This is a genomic window from Pantoea sp. R102, assembly GCF_004916815.1.
Classification (GTDB): Bacteria; Pseudomonadota; Gammaproteobacteria; order Enterobacterales; family Enterobacteriaceae; genus Pantoea; species Pantoea dispersa.
Genome location: NZ_SDFT01000168.1, coordinates 1 through 19,124, shown reverse-complemented (window position 1 = coordinate 19,124; position 19,124 = coordinate 1). Strand labels below are relative to the sequence as shown.

Sequence of the window (19,124 nt, the reverse complement as noted above, 5' to 3'; positions counted from 1 at the left end):
CGCGCTGAGTGAAACACCGCACAACTGCCCGAATGCGCAATAAATTGCGCCGCTACGATGGGTGCGGTAATCCTGTTCCTGCCTGCATCAACAGGCAGGTAATCCTTACCAACCCTTAATAATATCGCCTTTATAAATCTCGTTGGCTTTATCCAGCACCGGCTGGGACTGGAACGCTTCTTTCAGCTTCTGCACGTTCGGGCTGTCTTTATTATCTTCGCGCGCCACAATTGCATTCACATATGGCGACGCTTTGCCTTCCATAAACATCCCGTCACGCGAGGCGGATAAATTCACCAGCGCGGCAAAGTTATTATTAATGATCGACAGATAAACCTGCGGATCGTCCAGCGTGCGCGCCAGCTGCGGCGTATCCACTTCCACAATCTTCAGCTTTTTCGGGTTGTCGGTAATATCCAGAGTGGTCGGCAGCAGACCGGCTTCGGGTTTCACCTTCAGCAGGCCCTGCGCCTGCAACAGCAGCAGGCTACGCCCCAGGGTGGTCGCTTCGTTAGACACGGTCACGGTAGCGCCATCCGGCAGATCCTGCAGTGATTTAATCTTGCGTGAATAACCGGCAATCGGGAATACGAAGGTATTGGTCACGACGGCAAATTTATATCCGCGCTCTTTGGACTGCATCTCCAGATAAGGCAGGCTCTGGAACGCGTTGGCGTCCACATCTTTATTGAACAGCGCTTCGTTCGGCTGCACGTAATCGTTAAACGCCACCACATCAACATCGAGCTGATATTTATCGTGTGCCACCTGCTTCACGGTCTGCCACAGCGCCTCATCCGGTCCGGTATTGATCGCCACTTTAATTTTGTTGTCGTTGTGGTTGTCACAGGCGCTGAGCAGGGTGACAGAGGCCGCCAGCAGGGCGGTAAGCCATGTTTTTTTCATTGTTTGCAGGTTTCCTTATGTTTGCAGGAAACCGACTATAGTATACGTCCAGACGTCTGTACATCCGTGTGCGGTGCGATCGCCTGGTATTTATCCAGCGCGGCTGTGTAAGCGCTACGGCTGTGGATGTTGCAGACAGGCCAGATAGCGGCGGCCCGACTGCTGCACCGCCTCATCGGCACGCGCGAGAATTTCGCGGCCGGCAAACGCGCCGTACAGGCGCGTAAACGTCACGCCCTGCAACCGCTGCAGCATGGCCGTCACCGTGACGCCGGCCAGCGGTAACATATTGGGATAGCTCCACATAAACGAAACCGCACTGGCACCGGGCGTTACCTGTAAAATATCGCCGCTCAGCAGCACGCCGCCGTCGTGCGCCCAGTGCAGCACCGTGCCGCCGGCAAAGTGGCCGCCGAGACGTAACAGCCGCACGCCCGGCAGCAGATCACAGCTGTCGCCGTGCCAGGGCTGCAGACGGGGCGATGCGCGCATGATCCACTCGCTGTCGCTGGCGTGCAGGTACACCGGCGCGTCGAAGGCGTCGGCCCAGTCCTGCATGGTGCTGTAATAGTGGGGATGGGAGATGGCGATGGCGTGCAGGCCGCCGAGCGCGCGCAGCAGCGTGACGGTGGCGTCATCCAGATGGGCGATGCAATCCCACAGGATATTGCCGTGCGGCGTTTGCAGCACAAAGGCGCGCTGGTTGATGGCAAAATCCGGCACGGTTTGCAGGCTGAGCAGCCCGGACTCCAGCTGTTGCCACTGGTTTTGATGCGAGGCGCGCAGCGCAGACTGATCGATCCACTGCTGCCCGCCGGGCGGCACAAACTGGCGTTCATCCTGACAAATGCGACACTGCGTAAGGGCAGGTTGCTGCTGCTGATAAGACGTGCCGCAGGCGGTACAAATGGTGATCATGGCTTCTCCTCACAGTCCGGTGAGGATCAGTTTAGGCAAGGTGCGAGGTTAGCGCGCGGCGTCCTGCTGTGGCTGCAGCTGATAAATCCACGCCGTCCGCTGCTGGCCGTCGGCCGTGGTGACCTCAACCGGCACCCGTTCGTAACCATCCTCAAACTCATCCAGCATCGGCCAGTGCAGCGCTAGCCGGTCCGAGATGAACAGATAACCCGGCACGCGCGGGCCGTGCTCATCAAGTACGATGCCGGGAAAATCGGCCGCCGCGCCCCAGCCGTTGGCATAGTAAGTGCCGGCGACCGTCCCTGCCAGCCACTCACCGCCGATGTTTTCCAGGATATGCGCATTGCACTGGCCCGGCTGCAGCGTGCCGTAAACGAAAAGCGTGTTCATTTTCCCTCGTAAAATCATGCAAAAGCGCTACTTTACCTGCCTGCTGCCGCCGTGTCATCCGCCAGGGAAAGGCCACACCGGCAGCGAAATTCTGCGTTACCGGTTGTGCGATGGCTCGTAATGTGAGGACGCGCGCGGCATAAAACGGTTAACGTAGCCGCAGATGTTTACCGCTGCTGCCAGCCAGCTTTCTCTTTTTCGAGGTATCCGCGCTATGTTGAAGGGTTCCAGCCTCTGCCGGGGTGCAATCAGGGAGTATCCGCACTCCGCTCAGTTTGATGGCAAAAAGTTTCGCAATGTCCAGCCGCGTCAGTCGCTGAGCTTTGGCGACTACCGCAAAATGCTGTGGGATTTCCTGTTCAATAAACCGAAAGATACCCAGCCGCCGGCCGCGCTGCCGGTGCAGCCCATCACGGCCGCCGCGCTGGCACAGGCCGCGCCGAACAGCGTCTTTCGCCTCGGCCACTCTTCGCTGTTGCTGAAGCTCAATGGCCAGTTCTGGCTGACCGATCCGGTATTCGCCGAGCGCGCGTCGCCCTTTAAGCGACTGGGACCAAAGCGCTTTCAGCCAGCGCCGATTGCCGTGGCCGATCTGCCGCCGATCGAAGGCATTATTTTGTCGCACGATCATTACGATCATCTCGATTACCACACCATCATGCAGCTGAAAGATCGGGTGAAGCACTTTCTCACGCCGCTCGGCGTCGGCGATTTGCTGATTAAGTGGGGTGTTGCGCCAGAGAAAGTCATCCAGCTCGACTGGTGGCAGTCGCGGGATATCGGCGGCATCCATTTTGTCGCGACGCCGTCGCAGCACTTTTCCGGCCGTGGCCTGTTCGACAGCAACAAACGGTTGTGGTGTTCGTGGACGCTGATCTCTGACCAGTTCCGCCTGTTTTTTGGCGGTGACTCCGGTTACTTCGACGGTTTCAAAGCGATTGGCCGAAAATACGGTCCGTTTGATGCGGCGTTTCTGGAAAACGGCGCTTACGATGCGCGCTGGGCCGACATTCATATGCTGCCGCAGGACACGCTGCGCGCGTTTCAGGACCTCAACGCGCGCTGGCTGTTTCCGATTCACAACGCGGCTTTTGATTTAGCTTTTCACCGCTGGGACGATCCGTTTACCCAAATCGTCCAGCTGGCGGCGGAGCATCAGGTTGCACTGTGTCTGCCGATGCTGGGCGAGGGCATTGATCTGTTACAGCCGCAGCCCACCGCGGCCTGGTGGTAAAGCACGCAACCCGATGGCCGTTTGGCTATCGGGTTGCGCTGGTCATGCCGTGAGTTCGTCGTACAGGCTGCGCAGCCGGGTGCGCAGAAACAGAACCGCTTTATGTTTGCGCGACAGCAGCGCCTGCACGCTGTCGCCGCTTTCAGCGGCCAGATCCTGATAGCTGAAGCCGAGCAGTTCGGTCTTTTCAAATACCTCGCGCTGCGCAGCAGGCAGTTCCGCGAGCGCATCGTCCAGCTCTTCCCACAGCAGCGTCTTCAGATACTCATCCTCCGGCGTCTGCGCCACGCCAAACAGCGTTTCGGCAATTTCATCCTCGGGAAAGTCTTCGTCTCCGGCGGCGTTAAACAGCGAGAGCTCGCGTTTTTTTCGTGACCGATCGGTGATCTCGTTGCGCGCGGCGCGAAACAGCCAGGCGCTGACGTTCTCCACCGGCTGTTCCACCTGCAGCAGTTTCCAGCTGATCTCCTGCAGGATATCTTCGGCCTCATCGTGCCGCTCGCTGCGGCCGCGAATAAAGGCGCTGAGCTTAGTGCGGCAGGCGCTGAGGGCCGCCAGCAGCCGCGAATCCTGCGCCATGCTGTTTACTCTGCATCCGGGGATTTGGCGGGCGCATCGTCAGCGGGCGGGCGCGGATCGTCACGCTGGCTGCGGCGATCGTGCCAGTCACAGCGTCCGCCATGATGACCACGGCCGCCAAACCGCTCGCGCCGTTGCTGCATGAAGACTTCACGCTGCTCCGGCGTCATCTGCATCCAGCGTTCATGCATGCGGCGACGCGCCATGCCAAACATACCGGGATGGAAGCCCAGCCCGCCGAACAGGATGCGACACAGCACCAGCAGTCCCAGCGCCTGCCAGAAGCCAATACTTTTTACGCCGGTCAGTTCCGGCAGCAGCGCATTCCACAGCGACATCACCAGCAGGCCAAGGGCCGCAAACAGCACCACGCCGAGCAGCAGCGGTTTCGCCATGCGGTGATGACCAAAGCGGTGACCACGTGAATGCTGATGCCTGTCAAAATCTCTCATTGGGGTTCCTCATTACGGTAATAAACAGGGTTGGTGATGAGGTAGACGAATCAGCGACGAAAATATTGCTGAACAAATGAAAAAAGTGCGCGCTGCGTGCCATGCCGCTGGCTTGACTTCTTCCCTGCCTGCCAGTAGGTTGACCGATCTCTGTTGTTCTACCGGATTGCATTATGACTGCCCGTTCCTCTAAAGCCCGCGAAATCATGGCCTGCACCCGCCAGTTGCTCACCGCCGGCGGCTATAAAAGCTTTAGCTATGCCGATATTGCCGCCCAGGTGGATATCCGTAAGGCCAGCATTCACCACCATTTTCCCGGCAAAGCCGATTTGGTGAAAGCGGTGGTGGAGGAATATCGTGCTGAGGCGCAGGCGGGCATGCAGGCGATGGATGAACAGATCAACGATCCGCTGAACGAAGTGAAGGCCTACGTCGATTACTGGGCGCACTGCATTAAAGAGGGAACTTCGCCTTTCTGCATCTGCGCGATGCTGGCGGCGGAAATGCCCACGCTGCCGCCGGATGTCGCCACGGAAGTCAGCGGCCACTTCAGCGATCTCTCCGGCTGGTTAGCGCGCCAGCTGAGCAAAGGCGCCGCCAGCGGCGTTTTCCAGCTCAGCGACAGCGCTGAAAACGAAGCCAAAACGCTGATGGCCAGCGTGCACGGCGCGATGCTGGCGGCGCGGGCATTCAATAACGCCGGGATGTTTGAGCAGATCACTCATCCGCTGCTGCATAAGCTGATCAAAACCGCCTGACGGCGCACAATCAGTGCGCGCCGGCCTGGGCGTGTGTGGTTTGATTTCGGAACGAAGCTTCCATCCTGTCCACCAGCGTTAGCGCTTCCCGTAAATGCAGCAGGATAATTTCCCGGTCCTCCTGCATTTCCGCCAGCTCTTCCAGCATTTCGCACTGCTCCGTCAGCTGACGGATGCCGGTGACGCGCAGCGATCCGGTGATGCGATGAAACAGGCTGGCGGCAGTGGCGAGATCGCCGCTTTGCACCACGTCAATCGCCTGCGTCAGATCGGTGCGTGCTTCATTAATCACGATGTCGAGAAAATCCGCGATAGCGCCGGGGCTGTTGGGCATATATTTCTCGATTTCGGCGATGTCGACCCAGTCAGAAAAATCATCACCGACCGACAGCGCGCTGGCGCTGTGAATCTGGCTCAGAATCGTGGTTAACTGCGCCAGCTTAACCGGCCGGAACACGCATTCGTTCATCCCCGCTTCGAGACAGCGCTGACGTTCGGACTGCTGCGCGTTGGCGGTGATACCGATGATGTAGGTGCTCTTATCTTCCCGGCGGATGTTGCGCGTCATGTCCAGACCGTTCATCACCGGCATATTGCAATCGGTAATGATCACATCCGGCTTCTGCTGCCGCCACTGCGCCAGGCCTTCTTCACCGTTGTTCGCTTCGCGGAAACTATGACCTAACAGCGTCAGCTGACGCGAAATCAGCAGGCGGTTGGCCGGATGATCGTCAATGATCAGCACATTCAGCGCGACCTGCGGCGCAGCGGGCAACGGTTCCGCGACCGGAGACGGCAGCGGGGTAGCGATATCACGCACGCTGACCGGCACGGCGACGTTGAGCACGGTGCCGACGCCGGGTTCGCTCTCCAGAGAAATGCTGCCGCCCATCAGGCGGGTGATCTCCTGGCAGATAAACAGGCCCAGCCCGGTGCCGGCGTTATCCGACAGGCCGGCCTGTTCGAACGGGCGGAAAAGCGCATTTTGCGCTGCTTTATCGATGCCGCGTCCGGTATCGGCCACCTGGATCCGCAGCTCGGTATGGCTCTCCAGCGGCGTCAGACCCACCGTAACCTTCACTTCACCCTGATCGGTGAACTTGACGGCGTTACCCACCAGGTTAGACAGCACCTGGCGTACGCGACTGGCATCGCAAAACAGATCGTCATCGCCGACTGGCAGCATCAGGTTCAGGTTGATGCCTTTTTGCCGCGCCAGGCCGTCGAAGGCACAGATCACCGGACGCACCAGCGCATGCAGGCTGACCCACTGCGGCTGCAGCGTCATGCGTCCCGACTCAATTTTCGCCATATCGAGAATGTCGCCGACGATATCCATCAGGCTGACCGCCGCTTCGTGCGCCACGCGAATCAGTTCGGTATCGGCGCGGCCTTCCTGCGTCTGCAGTTCCAGCAGGCCAATCACCGCACTGAGCGGCGTGCGAATTTCATGGCTCATGGTGGCGAGGAAGTCGCTTTTGCTCTGGCTGGCCAGCTCGGTGGCTTCGCGCGCCAGCGAAAGATCTTCCAGCAATTGCAGGTAGTCGGTGACGTCCTGCCAGCCGCAAATCAGCCCGCCGCTGCCGACTTCATCGCCGGTGTACGAGGTCATCCAGTGACGGATATGGCGCTTCTGCCGCCCGTCATCAATAACAAATTCCGCCTCTTCCGGAATGTCGCCGGGCTGGATGTTTTTGTCGATCTGCTGCCACACGTGATAGAGCGGATGGCGACAGTCATACAGCGAATAGCCCAGATGGGTTTGTTCTTCCGGGGTGAAAAACTGGGTAAACGCCGGATTGGTGTGCACGATCATCCCATCCAGCGAGGCGACATAAAACGGCCGCGGCGGACCATTGATCAGGCGATCGCGCAGCTGAATTTCCTGGCGCAGCAGCGCTTTGGTGCGGCGCGTCCGTTTGACCTGCCGCATCAGCAGCACCGCCCAGACAAAGGTGACGGCGATGATGGTGGCTGCGCCCAGCGCGCCGACATAAAACTCTTTGCGGTACAGCTTCCAGGTGTCGAAATGCGCGGCGGGCGTGGCCTGCCAGTGGGTTAATACATCGGTCATCATGCCAGCCGGAATGGCGGCCAGCGCTTTGTTCATGATGTCCTGCAGTTCCGGCTCGCTGCGGCTGACGCCAAAGGCGATAGCCGCTTCCTGCGCCGGTTTCAGCTCAGTTAAGCGCAGTTTGCCGGGATACAGACCTTCAGAGAGATAGCGCGCGCCCACCAGCGTATTAATGGTGGCGTCGGTTTGCCCATCCGCCACCCACTGCATCGCCAGGCTGGGATTGCCAACATAATCGACTGACACATCAGGATATTTTTTCAGAAACCAGTGGGAGGCATCCTGCTCGCGCACCAGCGCGGCGCGTTTTGGCGGCGCATCCTGCGCGGCCGTGTTGGTCACCAGCACTTCCGGCGTGAACATAAACGGTGTGGTCATCAAAAACTCACGACTGCGCTGCTGACTCCAGATTAGCGGTGCGGCGATGGCGACATCACCATGTTTCATACGGGCAGCAAGATCGCGGCTGTCACTGATCTCCACAAAATTGAAGGTAATGCCGGTGCGCATTTCAATCAGGTTGAGCAACTCCGGCACGATACCTGTGATCTCACCCTCACTGTTTTTGATAAAGAACGGCGCCACCAGGTCAGTGACGGCCATGTTGATTTGGTTATGAGTTTGTAACCAGGCCTGCTCGGTGGGCGTCAGCGCCAGCGGTGTAGTAACAAACCGCGTGATATTGGCAATATCCCAGCGCGCAGCGATGATCTCACCGGCCGCGTGGCGCTGCAGGGCGTCAAATGCAATGCGCATCGCCCGCGCCAGCACGTGTTCTTTGCTGTTGACCACAAAGCGATACGGCGAACTGAGATCGGGCAGAATGTGATCGATGGTTAGCGTATTCAGATAGTTGCGTTCAATCAGGTAATAGGCTTCCACCGCCGGCACATCGGCATAGGGCAGGGTGCCCATCGCGACCTGCGGCAGCTGGCTGTAAGGAGATGTTATCGCCGGGCCGGGTAAAAACTCCTGACCGGCCAGCGGGTTACTGCTGCTGCGCACCACCCGAACCGGACTGGCTTTCAGCGCGGTTACGCTGATGGTGTCGTTAACATGCGCCGGGACCGCTTCACCGGCCGGCACAAATATCATATCCAGCTCTTCGCGCGCCAGCGCGGCAAAGGCTTCGGGCGCGGTGTCGTAATGTTTGACGCGAAAACTGATACCCAGGCTGTGCAGCGCAGCGTAAGCCGCATCGGGAATGTAGCCAAATACTCTTCCCTCAGGATTGGTGCGCAACATCGGTGGCCGATCCGGCCCATAGATGCCAATCACGCTGTCGCGCTTTTGTCCCAGCCAGTGCCAGTCGCTGTCATTGAGCATCGGCGCGGGCATCGCCGGCAAATCGTTAGGCTGATAGTTAAGCTGCTGCACCGCCGCGCGCAGTGGGGCGACCAGCAGCAGCGCGCAGCACAGCGCGCACAGGAAAAAAAGTCGCATCAGTTAATCTGGTTCCGGCGGGTGAAATCGAGTAAATCCTTTTGATTTTTCAGCGATAACTTTTCCATCAGTCTGGCTTTATAGGTACTGACCGTTTTATTGCTGAGCTTCATGCGGTTGGCAATTTTGACAATCTCGGTGCCTTCACCGAGGTAGCGCAGCACTTCATATTCGCGATGCGACAGCAGCAGCAATTTGTCGCTGTCCTGCACCAGTTGATCGCCCTCCGCCTGGTGACTCAGGCGCAGCGGGAAAAAACCATAGCCGGACAGCACCGCGTCAACGGCTTGTGCCAGGTCGTTCAGATTGTTCTTTTTACTGATAAAACCATTGGCACCGGCTTTTTTACTCTTATAGGCGTAAAATTCCGCGTTTTTCCCGCTCATCACAATCACCGGAATTAATGAGCCCGCGGTGCGAAGATTCCTGACCGCTTCAATACCATCAATGCCGGGCAGATCTATATCAATAATTGCCGCATCGGCGCCATTCTCTTTGATCAGGCTAAATATATTGTCGCCATCAACAGCCTCTGCTGAAACACGATGCCCGGCATTTTCCAGCACCAGTCTTATCGCCACGCGCACAATGGGATGATCATCAACAATAACAAAGTTAGCCATACGCACTGCCTTTCTCTTAATTAAACTGAGTACGCTCGTTCAAAAGCACACTTATATAATGTCATCTTAATCAACTCAAGATCATTCTGTACATGGGCATTTATTTTTAAATGTAGTCCATAGCTTACAGCTGATTACTGGCTGTCTTATTTACAACGATAAAATCTCGCCTGCGACTTTTCTGCTTAGCATAAAGATTATTCACTAAGGATAAACGGCGCGAATTTATTAAACTTAAGTGCTGAAGATTAAAGGTTCGTAAGTTTTTAGAAACTTAACATGGCAACAGAGTGCGAAAAGATTATCGTCTTAATAACAGCAATTTACAGTAAATTTTTAAATGGTTGATGTTATGGGTAGGTTATGAAATTTGCGCCAGATGAATTATTTGATAAATGAATTGGTCGTTGTTGTTGTATTTAGGTGATAAACCGGACGTGCAGTAGTTCGGGTAAATGAATGAACGCTGAATTAACCACGCTGCATTGCGGGTTGCAAAGGGAGATGCGGCGTTTATTCTCTGCGCACTCAGGTTGCGCTGATGCATTGTTTTTGAATTATTTAAATTTCAAGGTGAGTGAACCTGTAGTCCTTAGCCTACAGCGTAACCTGATGGTTTTTATTTTTGTGGCGATTAGTTTTGAGACAGGTCTTAAAGAGGTCAAGACCTGTCTCAACGTTAGAATTCAGCCCAATCCCGTAGCTTTAATTATTTTGCGGCATCAGGTGGAGGAGAAAATTCTTATCGCATCGCCGCCGTTTAAACCGTTAGGTCGTATCCGTCCGGGTTCGACATAATCAGAATCAGGAAAAAGCATGAACAAAAATTATCGTGTTATCTGGAATTATGCCCAGCAATGTTATGTCGTGGCCTCGGAACTGGCGCGCGGCAAAGTGAAGTCTTCCTGCTCTGGTGCAGCGACAAATAAATCATCACTGATTATTGGCGCGCTGGGCTCGGCGCTGCTGCTGGCCGGTTCACCGGCGGCGCTGGCCTCTTCTCATGGCGCAATGGTAAACGGCCCTGAGGATAAGCTGGAACTGAGCAACCAGACGCTGCAGGCGACCGGTAACGATCGTTATGGGCTGCTGGTGCAGAATGGCGGGCAGGCCAGCGCCACGGATGTCATCGTGCTCAATGATGGCAATAACGGCTACGGTGTATTCTCCACCCTTGCGTCTTCTGCGATTGAGATGACACGCGGCAGCGTGCAAACCACGGGCGATGGCGGCTACGGTGTGGTCGCCAGCCGGACTGGCACTTTAAAACTCGATGGCACCCGCGTGGAAACCACCGGAAAAACCGCCTACGGCGCCTACGCTTCTTCGGCCGGTATCATTAACAGCCAGAACGCAGACTATATAACGCACGGCGACAGTGCCTATGGTGTTTATTCGCGCGCTGCGGGTTCGCTGATCGATATCACAGGCGGCAGCGTCACCACCAGTGGCACCAAGGCTTATGGTTTGGTGGCGGGTTCCGGCGGCAGCCTGACTGCGGATGGCGTAAATGTGGTCACCCATGGCGACCAGTCCTTTGGTGTTTTTGCTAACCTGGCCGGGACAGAAGTTACGCTGGCAGGTGGAGCAGTGACGACCAGCGGTACCAATGCCTACGGTCTGGCAGCGATTTCCGGTGGCAAACTCAACGCCAGCGGCGTGCAGGTTGCGACCAGCGGGCAGGATGCCCACGGTCTGTACGTCGCTGGCTCGGGGACGATGACCGCCTCAGATGCCCACGTCAGCACCTCTGGCCGGAATGCACATGGCGGCTACGCCAGCGGCGAGGGCTCTGTGCTCAACGTGGACAATAGTACATTTGTGGTTACTGGCGCCGGTGCTAATGGCCTGCTTGCAGATCCAAAATCGACGCTGAATGCGTCGAACTCTGAAATAGAAGTTACCGGCAGTGGTTCAGGCGTGGCCGCCAATGGTTCCGGAACGGTGCTGAGTCTCTCTGACAGCCGGATAAAAGTCGGTCAGCAGGGCGGATATGCAGCGTTTAGCTATGACAACAGTACTATAAATCTGAAGAACGTAGATATTGTCACTGATGCAAACAATTCAGCGCTGTTATCAGCATTTTCAGGCGATATCAATGCCGAAAATGTTTCTGTACAGGCACGCAGCGGTGGTTTCGGAATTCTGGTGCAGGATGGAAGTACATTCACCGGGCAGAATATCACCATTGATAAAAGTGGTATCGATAAAGATGGCTTTAACGCCGCGCTCAACATCCAGAATGTGTATAACCCGGACCTAATCAATTACCTTAATCTGGCTGATTCGAATATTAATATTACAGGCGAAAATGCCACCGGCATTCTTTCTCAGAGCCAGGCCATGCTGGCGGACACTAAACTCGCCAATACCCGCGTCACCGCCACCGGCGGCACCGCCGTCAATGTGCTGACCGGCACCAGCATGAACATCGACGCTAATAATTCGGTGCTGAGCGGCAGCACGCTGCTGAAAACCGGCTATAACACAGCAGAAGGTTCAACCGCCGGGTCAGTGGTACTGAACGGCAGCAACCACTCGCTGTTCATCGGTGACGTGGACATCGACCGCAGCCAGACGCAGGACAGCCAGATCAACCTGAGCGGCAGCTCGGTGTGGACCGGTGCGTCATCCGGCCTCAATACGCTGACGCTGAACGACAACAGCCAGTGGAACATCATGGACAACAGCAGCGTGGATGCGCTGACCGCGAACAACAGCGTGATCAACGTGGCGCACAATACCGCGAACTTCACGGTGCTGACCGTCAACGGCAACTACACGGCGGACAATGCCACGCTGGTGATGAACGCGGCGCTGGGCGGCGACACCTCGGCCACCGACCGGCTGCACGTGCTGGGCGACGTCAATGGCAACACCGACGTGGTGGTGAACAACGCCGGCGGCAGCGGCGCGCAGACCATTCAGGGCCTGCAACTGATTCAGGTGGACGGCGCGACCAACGGCGAATTCCGTCAGAAAGGGCGTATTGTCGCCGGTGCCTATGACTACAACCTGGTAAAAGGCGCGGATCAGCACGGCTGGTATCTGGTGAGCGACAAAAACGGCAGCGAAACCGATCCGGTTAACACCGATCCGGTGACCGCACCGGGCGAAGGCACCGGCGGTGACATCATCGCGCCGCCGGCGGAGCTGCACAATATGATCGTGCGCCCGGAAGCGGCGAGCTACAGCGCCAACCTCGCGGCGGCCAACACGCTGTTCGCCACCAGCATGGACGATCGCCCGGGCGTCACGCAGTACACGGACGCGAACGGCCGGCAGCAGCACACCCGCCTGTGGCTGCGCAACAGCGGCGGTCACAACCATCAGAAAGACAGCAGCGGCCAGCTGAAAACCGACACCAACCGCTATGCTATCCAGCTGGGCGGTGACCTGGCAACCGGCACGCTGCACGGCGCGGACAGCCTGCGCCTCGGCGCGATGGCCGGCTACGGCAACGCGCAGAGCAAATCGCGCTCGGCGGTGAGCGGCTATCAGTCGCGCGGTCAGGTGCACGGCTACAACCTGGGCATTTACGGCACCTGGCAGCAGAACGCGGCGGCGCGCAGCGGCGCGTTTATCGACAGCACGCTGAGCTACGGCTGGTTCGACAACAGCATCAAGGGCGAGGACATCGGCGAGGAGTCCTACAAGTCGAAGGGCATCCTGGCGTCGCTCGCCGGCGGCTACAGCGCCGAAGTGGCGACGCTCTCCGAGTCGACCGGCTTCTGGCTGCGTCCGCAGGCGATGCTGAACTGGCAGGGCGTGAAGGGCGATGACCTGACGGAAGGCAATGGCACCCGCGTACGCGGCACCGGTGAAAATAACCTGCAGAGCCACGTCGGCGTGCGCGCCTCACTGCGCTCCGGGCTGGAGCAGGGGCGCAGCGTGGAGCCGTACGTCGAGGCCAGCTGGGTGCACAACACCCGCGCGCTGGGCACCTCAATGAACGGCGTTACCATCCATCAGGCCGGCACGCGCAACGCCGGTGAGCTGAAGCTGGGCGTCGATGCCACGCTGAATGCCAACGTCAACCTGTGGGGCGGCGTAGCGCAGCAGCTGAGCAGCCACAGCTACAGCGACACCAGCGCCATCGCCGGCGTGAAGGTCAGCTTCTGATGCTCAACGGCTCCCGCAACGGGGGCCGTTTTTTTATGCCCGCCCGCGTTCTCCGCTTTTGTTTACTGCTCACCTGACGTGTTAACACAGAATTAATTGATCTGGAACATAGCGCGGCGACTTACTTTTTGTAGTCCTGCGACTACAGCCGTATGCCGGTGCTCTCATATTCACCCTTCCGCGATTTTGCGAATATTTTCCCATCAGCCGCTCTGGCAGAGATTAATTAAGGCCGGTAAGACAGCGCATCACCGTAAATAGCGTGATGGCTGTGTATTCCGCGCCTGCCCGTTAATAACCGCTTATTCCGCTTATTGCCGGAAGGGATTGCTTTAACCTGAATCAGGAAAAGAATATGAACAAGAGCTATCGCGTTATCTGGAATTATGCCCTGCAATGTTATGTCGTCACCTCGGAACTGGCGCGCGGCAAAGTCAAATCATCCTGCTCCGGTAAAGCGGCGAATAAATCAGCACTGATCGGCGGCGCGCTGGGCTCGGCGCTGCTGCTGGCCGGTTCACCGGCGGCGCTGGCGGCCAACGGTGCCACCATCAGCGATCCGGCGCAGCCGGTTGAACTGAATAATCAGACGCTGCAGGCGACCGGTGACAAAGCTTATGGACTACTGGTGCAGAATGGCGGCAAGGCAAGCGCCACCGACGTGACGGTGCTGAATGCCGGCACCAGCGGCTACGGTGTGTTTTCCACCGTCGGCGCTGCCTCTGCGGAGATGACGCGCGGCAACGTGACCACTACCGGTACCGGCGGCTACGGCGTCGTGGCCAGCCTGACCGGCGCTGTGAAGACCAACGGCACAAAGGTGGAAACTTCCGGCCAGACCGCCCACGCCGCGTATGCCTCTTCAGCAGGTATCATCAACAGCACTGACACCGACTATGTCACTCACGGCGACGGCGCGTATGGTGCTTATTCGCGCGCGGCGGGTTCGCTGATCGATTTAACCGGCGGCAGCGTTACTACCGACGGTACCAGGGCCTACGGTCTGGTGGCGGGATCTGGCGGCCTACTCAATGCCAGCGATGTGCAGGTGAACACCAGCGGCGACCAGTCTTATGCTGTGATGGTCGCTGACAAAGGTAGTGAACTGACGATGACGGGCGGCAACGTGACCACGACCGGGATGAAAGCCTACGGCCTGGCCGCGGGTTCCGGCAGCAAGCTCAGTGCCAGCGGCGTACGGGTGAGAACCAGCGGTGACCAGTCGAATGGCGTGACCGCTAACAATACCGGTACTAAAGTGAACCTGGAGAACAGTACGTTCACAACCGCCGGAGCCAGCGCGATTGGTCTGTATGCCGGCAGCGCTTCAGCTTTAAACGCCAGCAATGTGCAGGTTAGCACCAATGGCGACCATGCTTATGGTGTATATACCGCGAGCGGCGCACATCTTGATGTTTCAGGAGCAGAAATCACGACCTCCGGCCAAAATGCTGATGCTGTCTATGTAAGCGGTGAGGGTTCGCAGTTAAATATCGATAACACGACCATAGCTGCCAGTGGTGGCGGAGCCAATGGTCTTAAAGCTGATGGGAAATCAACGCTTACTGCCGCTAACACTAATATTACAGTCACTGGCAGCGGCTCAGGTATCTCTGCGTCCGCAGACGGTACAGAACTGAACCTGACAGACAGCCGCATTGAGATGGGGCATGAAGCCGGATATGTAGCTTATGTCACGTACGGCAGCATTGCTAATCTCAGGAATGTTGAGATTGTTACTGATGCTAGTAAATCAGCGCTGCTTACCGCATTTTCTGCCACGACCAATGCGAGCGATGTTTCCGTAGTGGCTCGCGGCGGTGGCTATGGCATCCTTGTACAGGATGGCAGCACATTCACGGGAAATAACATCACTATTAATAAAAGCGGTATCGATGCCGAAAGGTATAACGCCGCTATCAGCTTGCAGAATAATTATATTTTTGATTTAACCAATGCCTTGTCATTAACTAATTCAAATATCAGGGTTTCCGGCGAGAATGCTACAGGTATTCTCTCCCCGACGCAGGCCACGCTGGCGGATATTAAACTGGCGAATACCGCTATCACCGCCACCGGCGGCACCGCCGTTAACGTGCTGACCGGCACCAGCATGAAAATCGACGCCGACAACTCGCTGCTGAGCGGCAGCACGTTGCTGAAAACCGGCTATAACACAGCAGAAGGTTCGACCGCCGGCTCGGTGGTGCTGAACGGCAGCAACCACTCGCTGTTTGAAGGCAACGTAGACATTGACCGCAGCCAGACCACCGACAGCCAGATCAACCTGAGCGGCAGCTCGGCGTGGACCGGTGCGTCTTCCGGCCTGAATACGCTGACGCTCAGCGACAACAGCCAGTGGAACATCACCGGCAACAGCAGCGTCGATACGCTCAACGCCAGCAACAGTACGCTGAACTTCACCCACGACGGCGCCGGCTTCAGCACCCTGACGGTCAACGGCAACTACAGCGGCGACAACAGCACGCTGGTGATGAACGCGGCGCTGGGCGACGACCACTCCGCCAGCGATAAGCTGCACATCCTCGGCGACAGCAGCGGCAGCACCGACGTGGTGGTCAACAACGCCGGTGGCAGCGGTGCGCAGACCCTTCAGGGCCTGAACATCATTCAGGTGGATGGCGCTAACAACGGCGAGTTCCGTCAGAAAGGGCGTATTGTCGCCGGTGCCTATGATTACAGCCTGGTGAAGGGCGCGGATCAGCACGGCTGGTATCTGGTGAGCGATAAAAACAGCAGCGAACCCGATCCGGTGGTGACGCCGGGCGAAGGTGAGGGCGGCCAGATCGTCGAGCCGCCGGTAAATCAGCACAACATGATCGTGCGTCCGGAAGCGGCGAGCTACAGCGCCAACCTGGCGGCGGCCAACACGCTGTTTACCACCAGCATGGACGACCGTCCGGCGGAAACCTTCTACACCGACGCCAGCGGCCAGCAGCAGAGCACGCGCCTGTGGCTGCACAACAGCGCCGGCCACAGCCGGGTGACAGACAGCAGCGGCCAGCTGAAGTCAGACACCAACCGCTACGCCATTCAGCTGGGCGGCGACGTGGCGAGCGGCACGCTGAGCGGCAGCGACAGCCTGCGCCTCGGCGCGATGGCCGGCTACGGCAACGCGCAGAGCAAGTCGCGCTCGGCGGTGAGCGGCTACCAGTCACGTGGCCAGGTTAACGGCTACAGCCTGGGCGTGTACGGTAGCTGGCAGCAGAATGCGGCAGAGCAGAGCGGCGCGTTCGTCGACAGCGCGCTGAGCTACGGCTGGTTCAACAACAGCGTGAAGGGCGATGACATCGGCCAGCAGTCGTATAAATCCAAAGGCATCAGCGCGTCGCTGGCCGGCGGCTACCGCGCCGAAGTGGCAACGCTGAGCGACAGCACCAGCCTGTGGCTGCGTCCGCAGGCGCAGCTGAACTGGCAGGGCGTGAAGGCGGACGACGTGAAAGAGCAGAACGGCAGCCGCGTGCAGGCCACCGGCCAGGACAACCTGCAGAGCCGCCTCGGCGTGCGCGCCTCGCTGCGCACGCTGCTGGACCCGCAGGCGCAGAGCGCCATCGAGCCGTACGCCGAGGCCAACTGGCTGCACAACAGCAGGGCGTTCGGCACCGCGCTGAACGGCGTGAACATCCAGCAGGCGGGCACGCGTAACGCCGCCGAGGTGAAGCTGGGCGTGGACGCGCGGCTGAACGCGAACGTCAATCTGTGGGGCGGCGTGGCGCAGCAGCTGGGCAATCACAGCTACAGCGACACCAGCGCGGTGGCGGGCGTGAAAGTCAGCTTCTGATAAGTGACATATAATAGAACCGGTGGGGCGTGTCGCCTCACCGGTTTTTTTGTATCTGCAATGCGGAGGTCAGGTGTCATCATCTGTGCAACCCGAGTCCGGCCAGCCGATCATCCTTTATGATGGACAATGCAAGCTGTGCAATGCCTGGGTGATTTTTCTGCTGCGCCACCGCCTGCCGCGCGATTATCACTTTGCAGCGATCCAGAGCGAGCGCGGCAAACAGCTGCTGCAGCGCGCCGGATTACCGCACGATAACATCCGCACCATCGTGTTACTGCGCGATGGGCAGCACTGGCTGCGCGCGCAGGCTATCTGTCGCATTATGCACTCGCTGCCCTGGCCGTGGCGCGCCTGCGGCGTTCTGCGTTATCTGCCGGACGGGCTCACTAATCTGATCTACAACCTGATTGCCCGCAATCGCTATCGCCTGTTTGGCCGTTATGACCAGGTGCACGCGATTGAAGCAGATTATCCCGGACGATTTCTGACCGACTAAAGACTGACGCGCCGGCCCTGCGCATCAATCACCACCTCACCATCCTCTTTAGTAAACGGACCGCGCTGCGCATCGGGCAGGATATCCAGCACCTGCTCAGAAGGACGGCACAGACGCGTTCCCAGTGGCGTCACCACAATCGGGCGGTTGATGAGAATCGGCTGCGCCAGCATGGCATCCAGCAGTTGCTCATCGCTCAGCGCTTCACGTGCGGGCCCCAGCGCCTGCCAGGCGTCGGTGTTTTGGCGCACCAGCGCGCGCAGGCCAATCCCCATGGCGTCGATCAATTGCTGCAACGTTTCACGCGTGGGCGGCGTAACCAGATAAAGCACAATGGTGGGCTCGACGCCGCTGTTGCGAATCAGTGCCAGCGTATTGCGCGAGGTGCCGCAGTCCGGGTTGTGATAGATCGTAATGTTAGTCATTGTCAGTCTCTTAACGGTCAAAGGGAAAGGCGCAGCGCCAGCGCTGCCAGCGTCACGGCCAGCACCGGTAACGTCAGGGTGATGCCGACGCGAAAATAGTAGCCCCAGCTGATGCGAATCTCTTTTTGCGCCAGCACGTGCAGCCACAGCAGCGTTGCCAGACTGCCAATCGGCGTGATTTTCGGGCCCAGATCGCAGCCGATAATGTTGGCGTAAATCATCGCCTCGCGCACCACGCCGTGCGCCGAGCTGGCATCAATCGCCAGGGCGCCCACCAGCACCGTCGGCATATTGTTCATGATGGAGGAGAGCAGGGCGCTGAAGAAGCCCGTGGCAAACGTTGCGCCCCACAGGCCGGTCGCAGAAAAACTATTCAGCAAGCCGGTAAGCCAGACGGTCAGCCCGGCGTTGCGCAAACCATACACCACCAGATACATGCCGAGCGAAAACACCACAATCTGCCACGGCGCGCTGCGCAGCACCTTACGCGTATCAATCACCTGACCCCGCCGCGCCACCAGCCACAGCATCAGTGCACCTGCGGCGGCCACGGCACTTACCGGTACGCCCAGCGGCTCAAGGGCAAAAAAGCCAGCCAGCAATAAGAGCAGCACCAGCCATCCCGCGCGGAAAGTAGCTCGATCCCGAATTGCCGCCGCAGGCGACGTCAGCCGGGCGCGATCGTAGCTGAGCGGTAGCTCTTTGCGGAAAAACAGGTGCAGCATCAGCAATGTCGCCAGTACTGCCGCGAGCGTGACCGGCACCATCACGGCGGCGTAATCGCCAAAGCCGAGCCGGAAATAGTCGGCCGAGACGATGTTAACCAGATTGGACACCACCAGCGGCAGGCTGGCGGTATCGGCGATGAACCCGGCCGCCATGACAAACGCCAGCGTGGA

The 19,124-nt window shown here is 58.3% G+C and carries 15 protein-coding genes; 6 read left to right on the top strand and 9 right to left on the bottom strand.

What is annotated here, in order from left to right; translation table 11 throughout:
- Nucleotides 1–105: 105 nt before the first annotated feature.
- The 3 genes from ERD80_RS17295 to ERD80_RS17285 form a co-directional block, all read right to left on the bottom strand.
- A complete protein-coding gene (locus ERD80_RS17295; RefSeq protein WP_021509481.1) occupies nucleotides 106–906 on the bottom strand; it encodes a MetQ/NlpA family lipoprotein in 801 nt (266 codons plus the stop codon).
- Between the two features lie 114 nt (nucleotides 907–1,020).
- A complete protein-coding gene (locus ERD80_RS17290; protein ID WP_136547800.1) occupies nucleotides 1,021–1,824 on the bottom strand; it encodes an MBL fold metallo-hydrolase in 804 nt (267 codons plus the stop codon).
- Between the two features lie 48 nt (nucleotides 1,825–1,872).
- A complete protein-coding gene (locus tag ERD80_RS17285) occupies nucleotides 1,873–2,214 on the bottom strand; it encodes a gamma-glutamylcyclotransferase family protein (RefSeq protein ID WP_136547798.1) in 342 nt (113 codons plus the stop codon).
- A 214-nt stretch (nucleotides 2,215–2,428) separates the two neighbouring features.
- On the opposite strand from ERD80_RS17285, the gene ERD80_RS17280 reads away from it, so the two are divergent.
- A complete protein-coding gene (locus ERD80_RS17280) occupies nucleotides 2,429–3,448 on the top strand; it encodes an MBL fold metallo-hydrolase (RefSeq protein WP_058781440.1) in 1,020 nt (339 codons plus the stop codon).
- Between the two features lie 42 nt (nucleotides 3,449–3,490).
- Here ERD80_RS17280 and ERD80_RS17275 read toward each other — a convergent pair whose 3' ends face one another.
- Nucleotides 3,491–4,027, bottom strand: coding sequence for an RNA polymerase sigma factor (locus ERD80_RS17275; RefSeq protein ID WP_088517637.1), 537 nt, complete (start codon nucleotides 4,025–4,027; stop codon nucleotides 3,491–3,493).
- Nucleotides 4,028–4,032: 5 nt separating this feature from the next.
- Nucleotides 4,033–4,479: a hypothetical protein gene (locus tag ERD80_RS17270; RefSeq protein ID WP_136547796.1), complete on the bottom strand. Its 447-nt coding sequence runs from the start codon at nucleotides 4,477–4,479 to the stop codon at nucleotides 4,033–4,035.
- A gap of 173 nt (nucleotides 4,480–4,652) precedes the next feature.
- Between ERD80_RS17270 and ERD80_RS17265 the strand changes: the two genes are divergently transcribed.
- Nucleotides 4,653–5,237 carry a TetR/AcrR family transcriptional regulator gene (locus ERD80_RS17265; protein ID WP_021509474.1) on the top strand — a complete coding sequence of 195 codons (585 nt, stop codon included), beginning with the start codon at nucleotides 4,653–4,655 and terminating at the stop codon, nucleotides 5,235–5,237.
- Between the two features lie 10 nt (nucleotides 5,238–5,247).
- Here the strand turns inward: ERD80_RS17265 and ERD80_RS17260 are convergent, their stop codons facing one another.
- Nucleotides 5,248–8,754, bottom strand: coding sequence for a response regulator (locus tag ERD80_RS17260; RefSeq protein ID WP_136547794.1), 3,507 nt, complete (start codon nucleotides 8,752–8,754; stop codon nucleotides 5,248–5,250).
- Entirely contained in the window at nucleotides 8,754–9,377 is a 624-nt protein-coding gene (locus ERD80_RS17255; RefSeq protein WP_021509472.1) for a response regulator, read from the bottom strand. Before ERD80_RS17255 ends, ERD80_RS17260 begins: the two co-directional genes overlap by 1 nt.
- Nucleotides 9,378–9,836: 459 nt before the next feature.
- On the opposite strand from ERD80_RS17255, the gene ERD80_RS17250 reads away from it, so the two are divergent.
- The 4 genes from ERD80_RS17250 to ERD80_RS17235 all read left to right on the top strand — a co-directional run bounded on the left by ERD80_RS17250 (nucleotide 9,837) and on the right by ERD80_RS17235 (nucleotide 17,800).
- Nucleotides 9,837–10,175, top strand: coding sequence for a hypothetical protein (locus ERD80_RS17250; protein ID WP_136547792.1), 339 nt, complete (start codon nucleotides 9,837–9,839; stop codon nucleotides 10,173–10,175).
- Between the two features lie 18 nt (nucleotides 10,176–10,193).
- Nucleotides 10,194–13,499, top strand: coding sequence for an autotransporter outer membrane beta-barrel domain-containing protein (locus tag ERD80_RS17245; RefSeq protein ID WP_136547790.1), 3,306 nt, complete (start codon nucleotides 10,194–10,196; stop codon nucleotides 13,497–13,499).
- A 355-nt stretch (nucleotides 13,500–13,854) separates the two neighbouring features.
- Entirely contained in the window at nucleotides 13,855–17,301 is a 3,447-nt protein-coding gene (locus ERD80_RS17240) for an autotransporter outer membrane beta-barrel domain-containing protein (protein ID WP_136547788.1), read from the top strand.
- Nucleotides 17,302–17,374: 73 nt separating this feature from the next.
- Nucleotides 17,375–17,800 (top strand): thiol-disulfide oxidoreductase DCC family protein, encoded by a 426-nt coding sequence (locus ERD80_RS17235; RefSeq protein WP_021509469.1) that lies wholly within the window; start codon nucleotides 17,375–17,377, stop codon nucleotides 17,798–17,800.
- On the opposite strand, the gene arsC is transcribed toward ERD80_RS17235, so the two are convergent.
- Nucleotides 17,797–18,225, bottom strand: a complete 429-nt coding sequence (gene arsC, locus ERD80_RS17230) for an arsenate reductase (glutaredoxin) (RefSeq protein ID WP_136547786.1) — start codon at nucleotides 18,223–18,225, stop codon at nucleotides 17,797–17,799. The two genes, ERD80_RS17235 and arsC, sit on opposite strands and share 4 nt — an antisense overlap.
- Before the next feature lie 17 nt (nucleotides 18,226–18,242).
- Nucleotides 18,243–19,124: arsenical efflux pump membrane protein ArsB (arsB, locus tag ERD80_RS17225; RefSeq protein ID WP_136547784.1), on the bottom strand; the 882-nt coding region annotated here is incomplete at its 5' end.

What these genes read in the sequence shown, in the direction of transcription:
- ERD80_RS17250 (WP_136547792.1), top strand. Translation starts at nt 9,837, where the DNA reads ATGAACGCTGAATTAACCACGCTGCATTGCGGGTTGCAAAGGGAGATG.
- arsC (WP_136547786.1), bottom strand. Translation starts at nt 18,225, where the DNA reads ATGACTAACATTACGATCTATCACAACCCGGACTGCGGCACCTCGCGC.
- ERD80_RS17290 (WP_136547800.1), bottom strand. Translation starts at nt 1,824, where the DNA reads ATGATCACCATTTGTACCGCCTGCGGCACGTCTTATCAGCAGCAGCAA.
- ERD80_RS17270 (WP_136547796.1), bottom strand. Translation starts at nt 4,479, where the DNA reads ATGAGAGATTTTGACAGGCATCAGCATTCACGTGGTCACCGCTTTGGT.
- ERD80_RS17245 (WP_136547790.1), top strand. Translation starts at nt 10,194, where the DNA reads ATGAACAAAAATTATCGTGTTATCTGGAATTATGCCCAGCAATGTTAT.
- ERD80_RS17240 (WP_136547788.1), top strand. Translation starts at nt 13,855, where the DNA reads ATGAACAAGAGCTATCGCGTTATCTGGAATTATGCCCTGCAATGTTAT.
- ERD80_RS17255 (WP_021509472.1), bottom strand. Translation starts at nt 9,377, where the DNA reads ATGGCTAACTTTGTTATTGTTGATGATCATCCCATTGTGCGCGTGGCG.
- ERD80_RS17265 (WP_021509474.1), top strand. Translation starts at nt 4,653, where the DNA reads ATGACTGCCCGTTCCTCTAAAGCCCGCGAAATCATGGCCTGCACCCGC.
- ERD80_RS17285 (WP_136547798.1), bottom strand. Translation starts at nt 2,214, where the DNA reads ATGAACACGCTTTTCGTTTACGGCACGCTGCAGCCGGGCCAGTGCAAT.
- ERD80_RS17275 (WP_088517637.1), bottom strand. Translation starts at nt 4,027, where the DNA reads ATGGCGCAGGATTCGCGGCTGCTGGCGGCCCTCAGCGCCTGCCGCACT.
- ERD80_RS17260 (WP_136547794.1), bottom strand. Translation starts at nt 8,754, where the DNA reads ATGCGACTTTTTTTCCTGTGCGCGCTGTGCTGCGCGCTGCTGCTGGTC.
- ERD80_RS17295 (WP_021509481.1), bottom strand. Translation starts at nt 906, where the DNA reads ATGAAAAAAACATGGCTTACCGCCCTGCTGGCGGCCTCTGTCACCCTG.
- ERD80_RS17280 (WP_058781440.1), top strand. Translation starts at nt 2,429, where the DNA reads ATGTTGAAGGGTTCCAGCCTCTGCCGGGGTGCAATCAGGGAGTATCCG.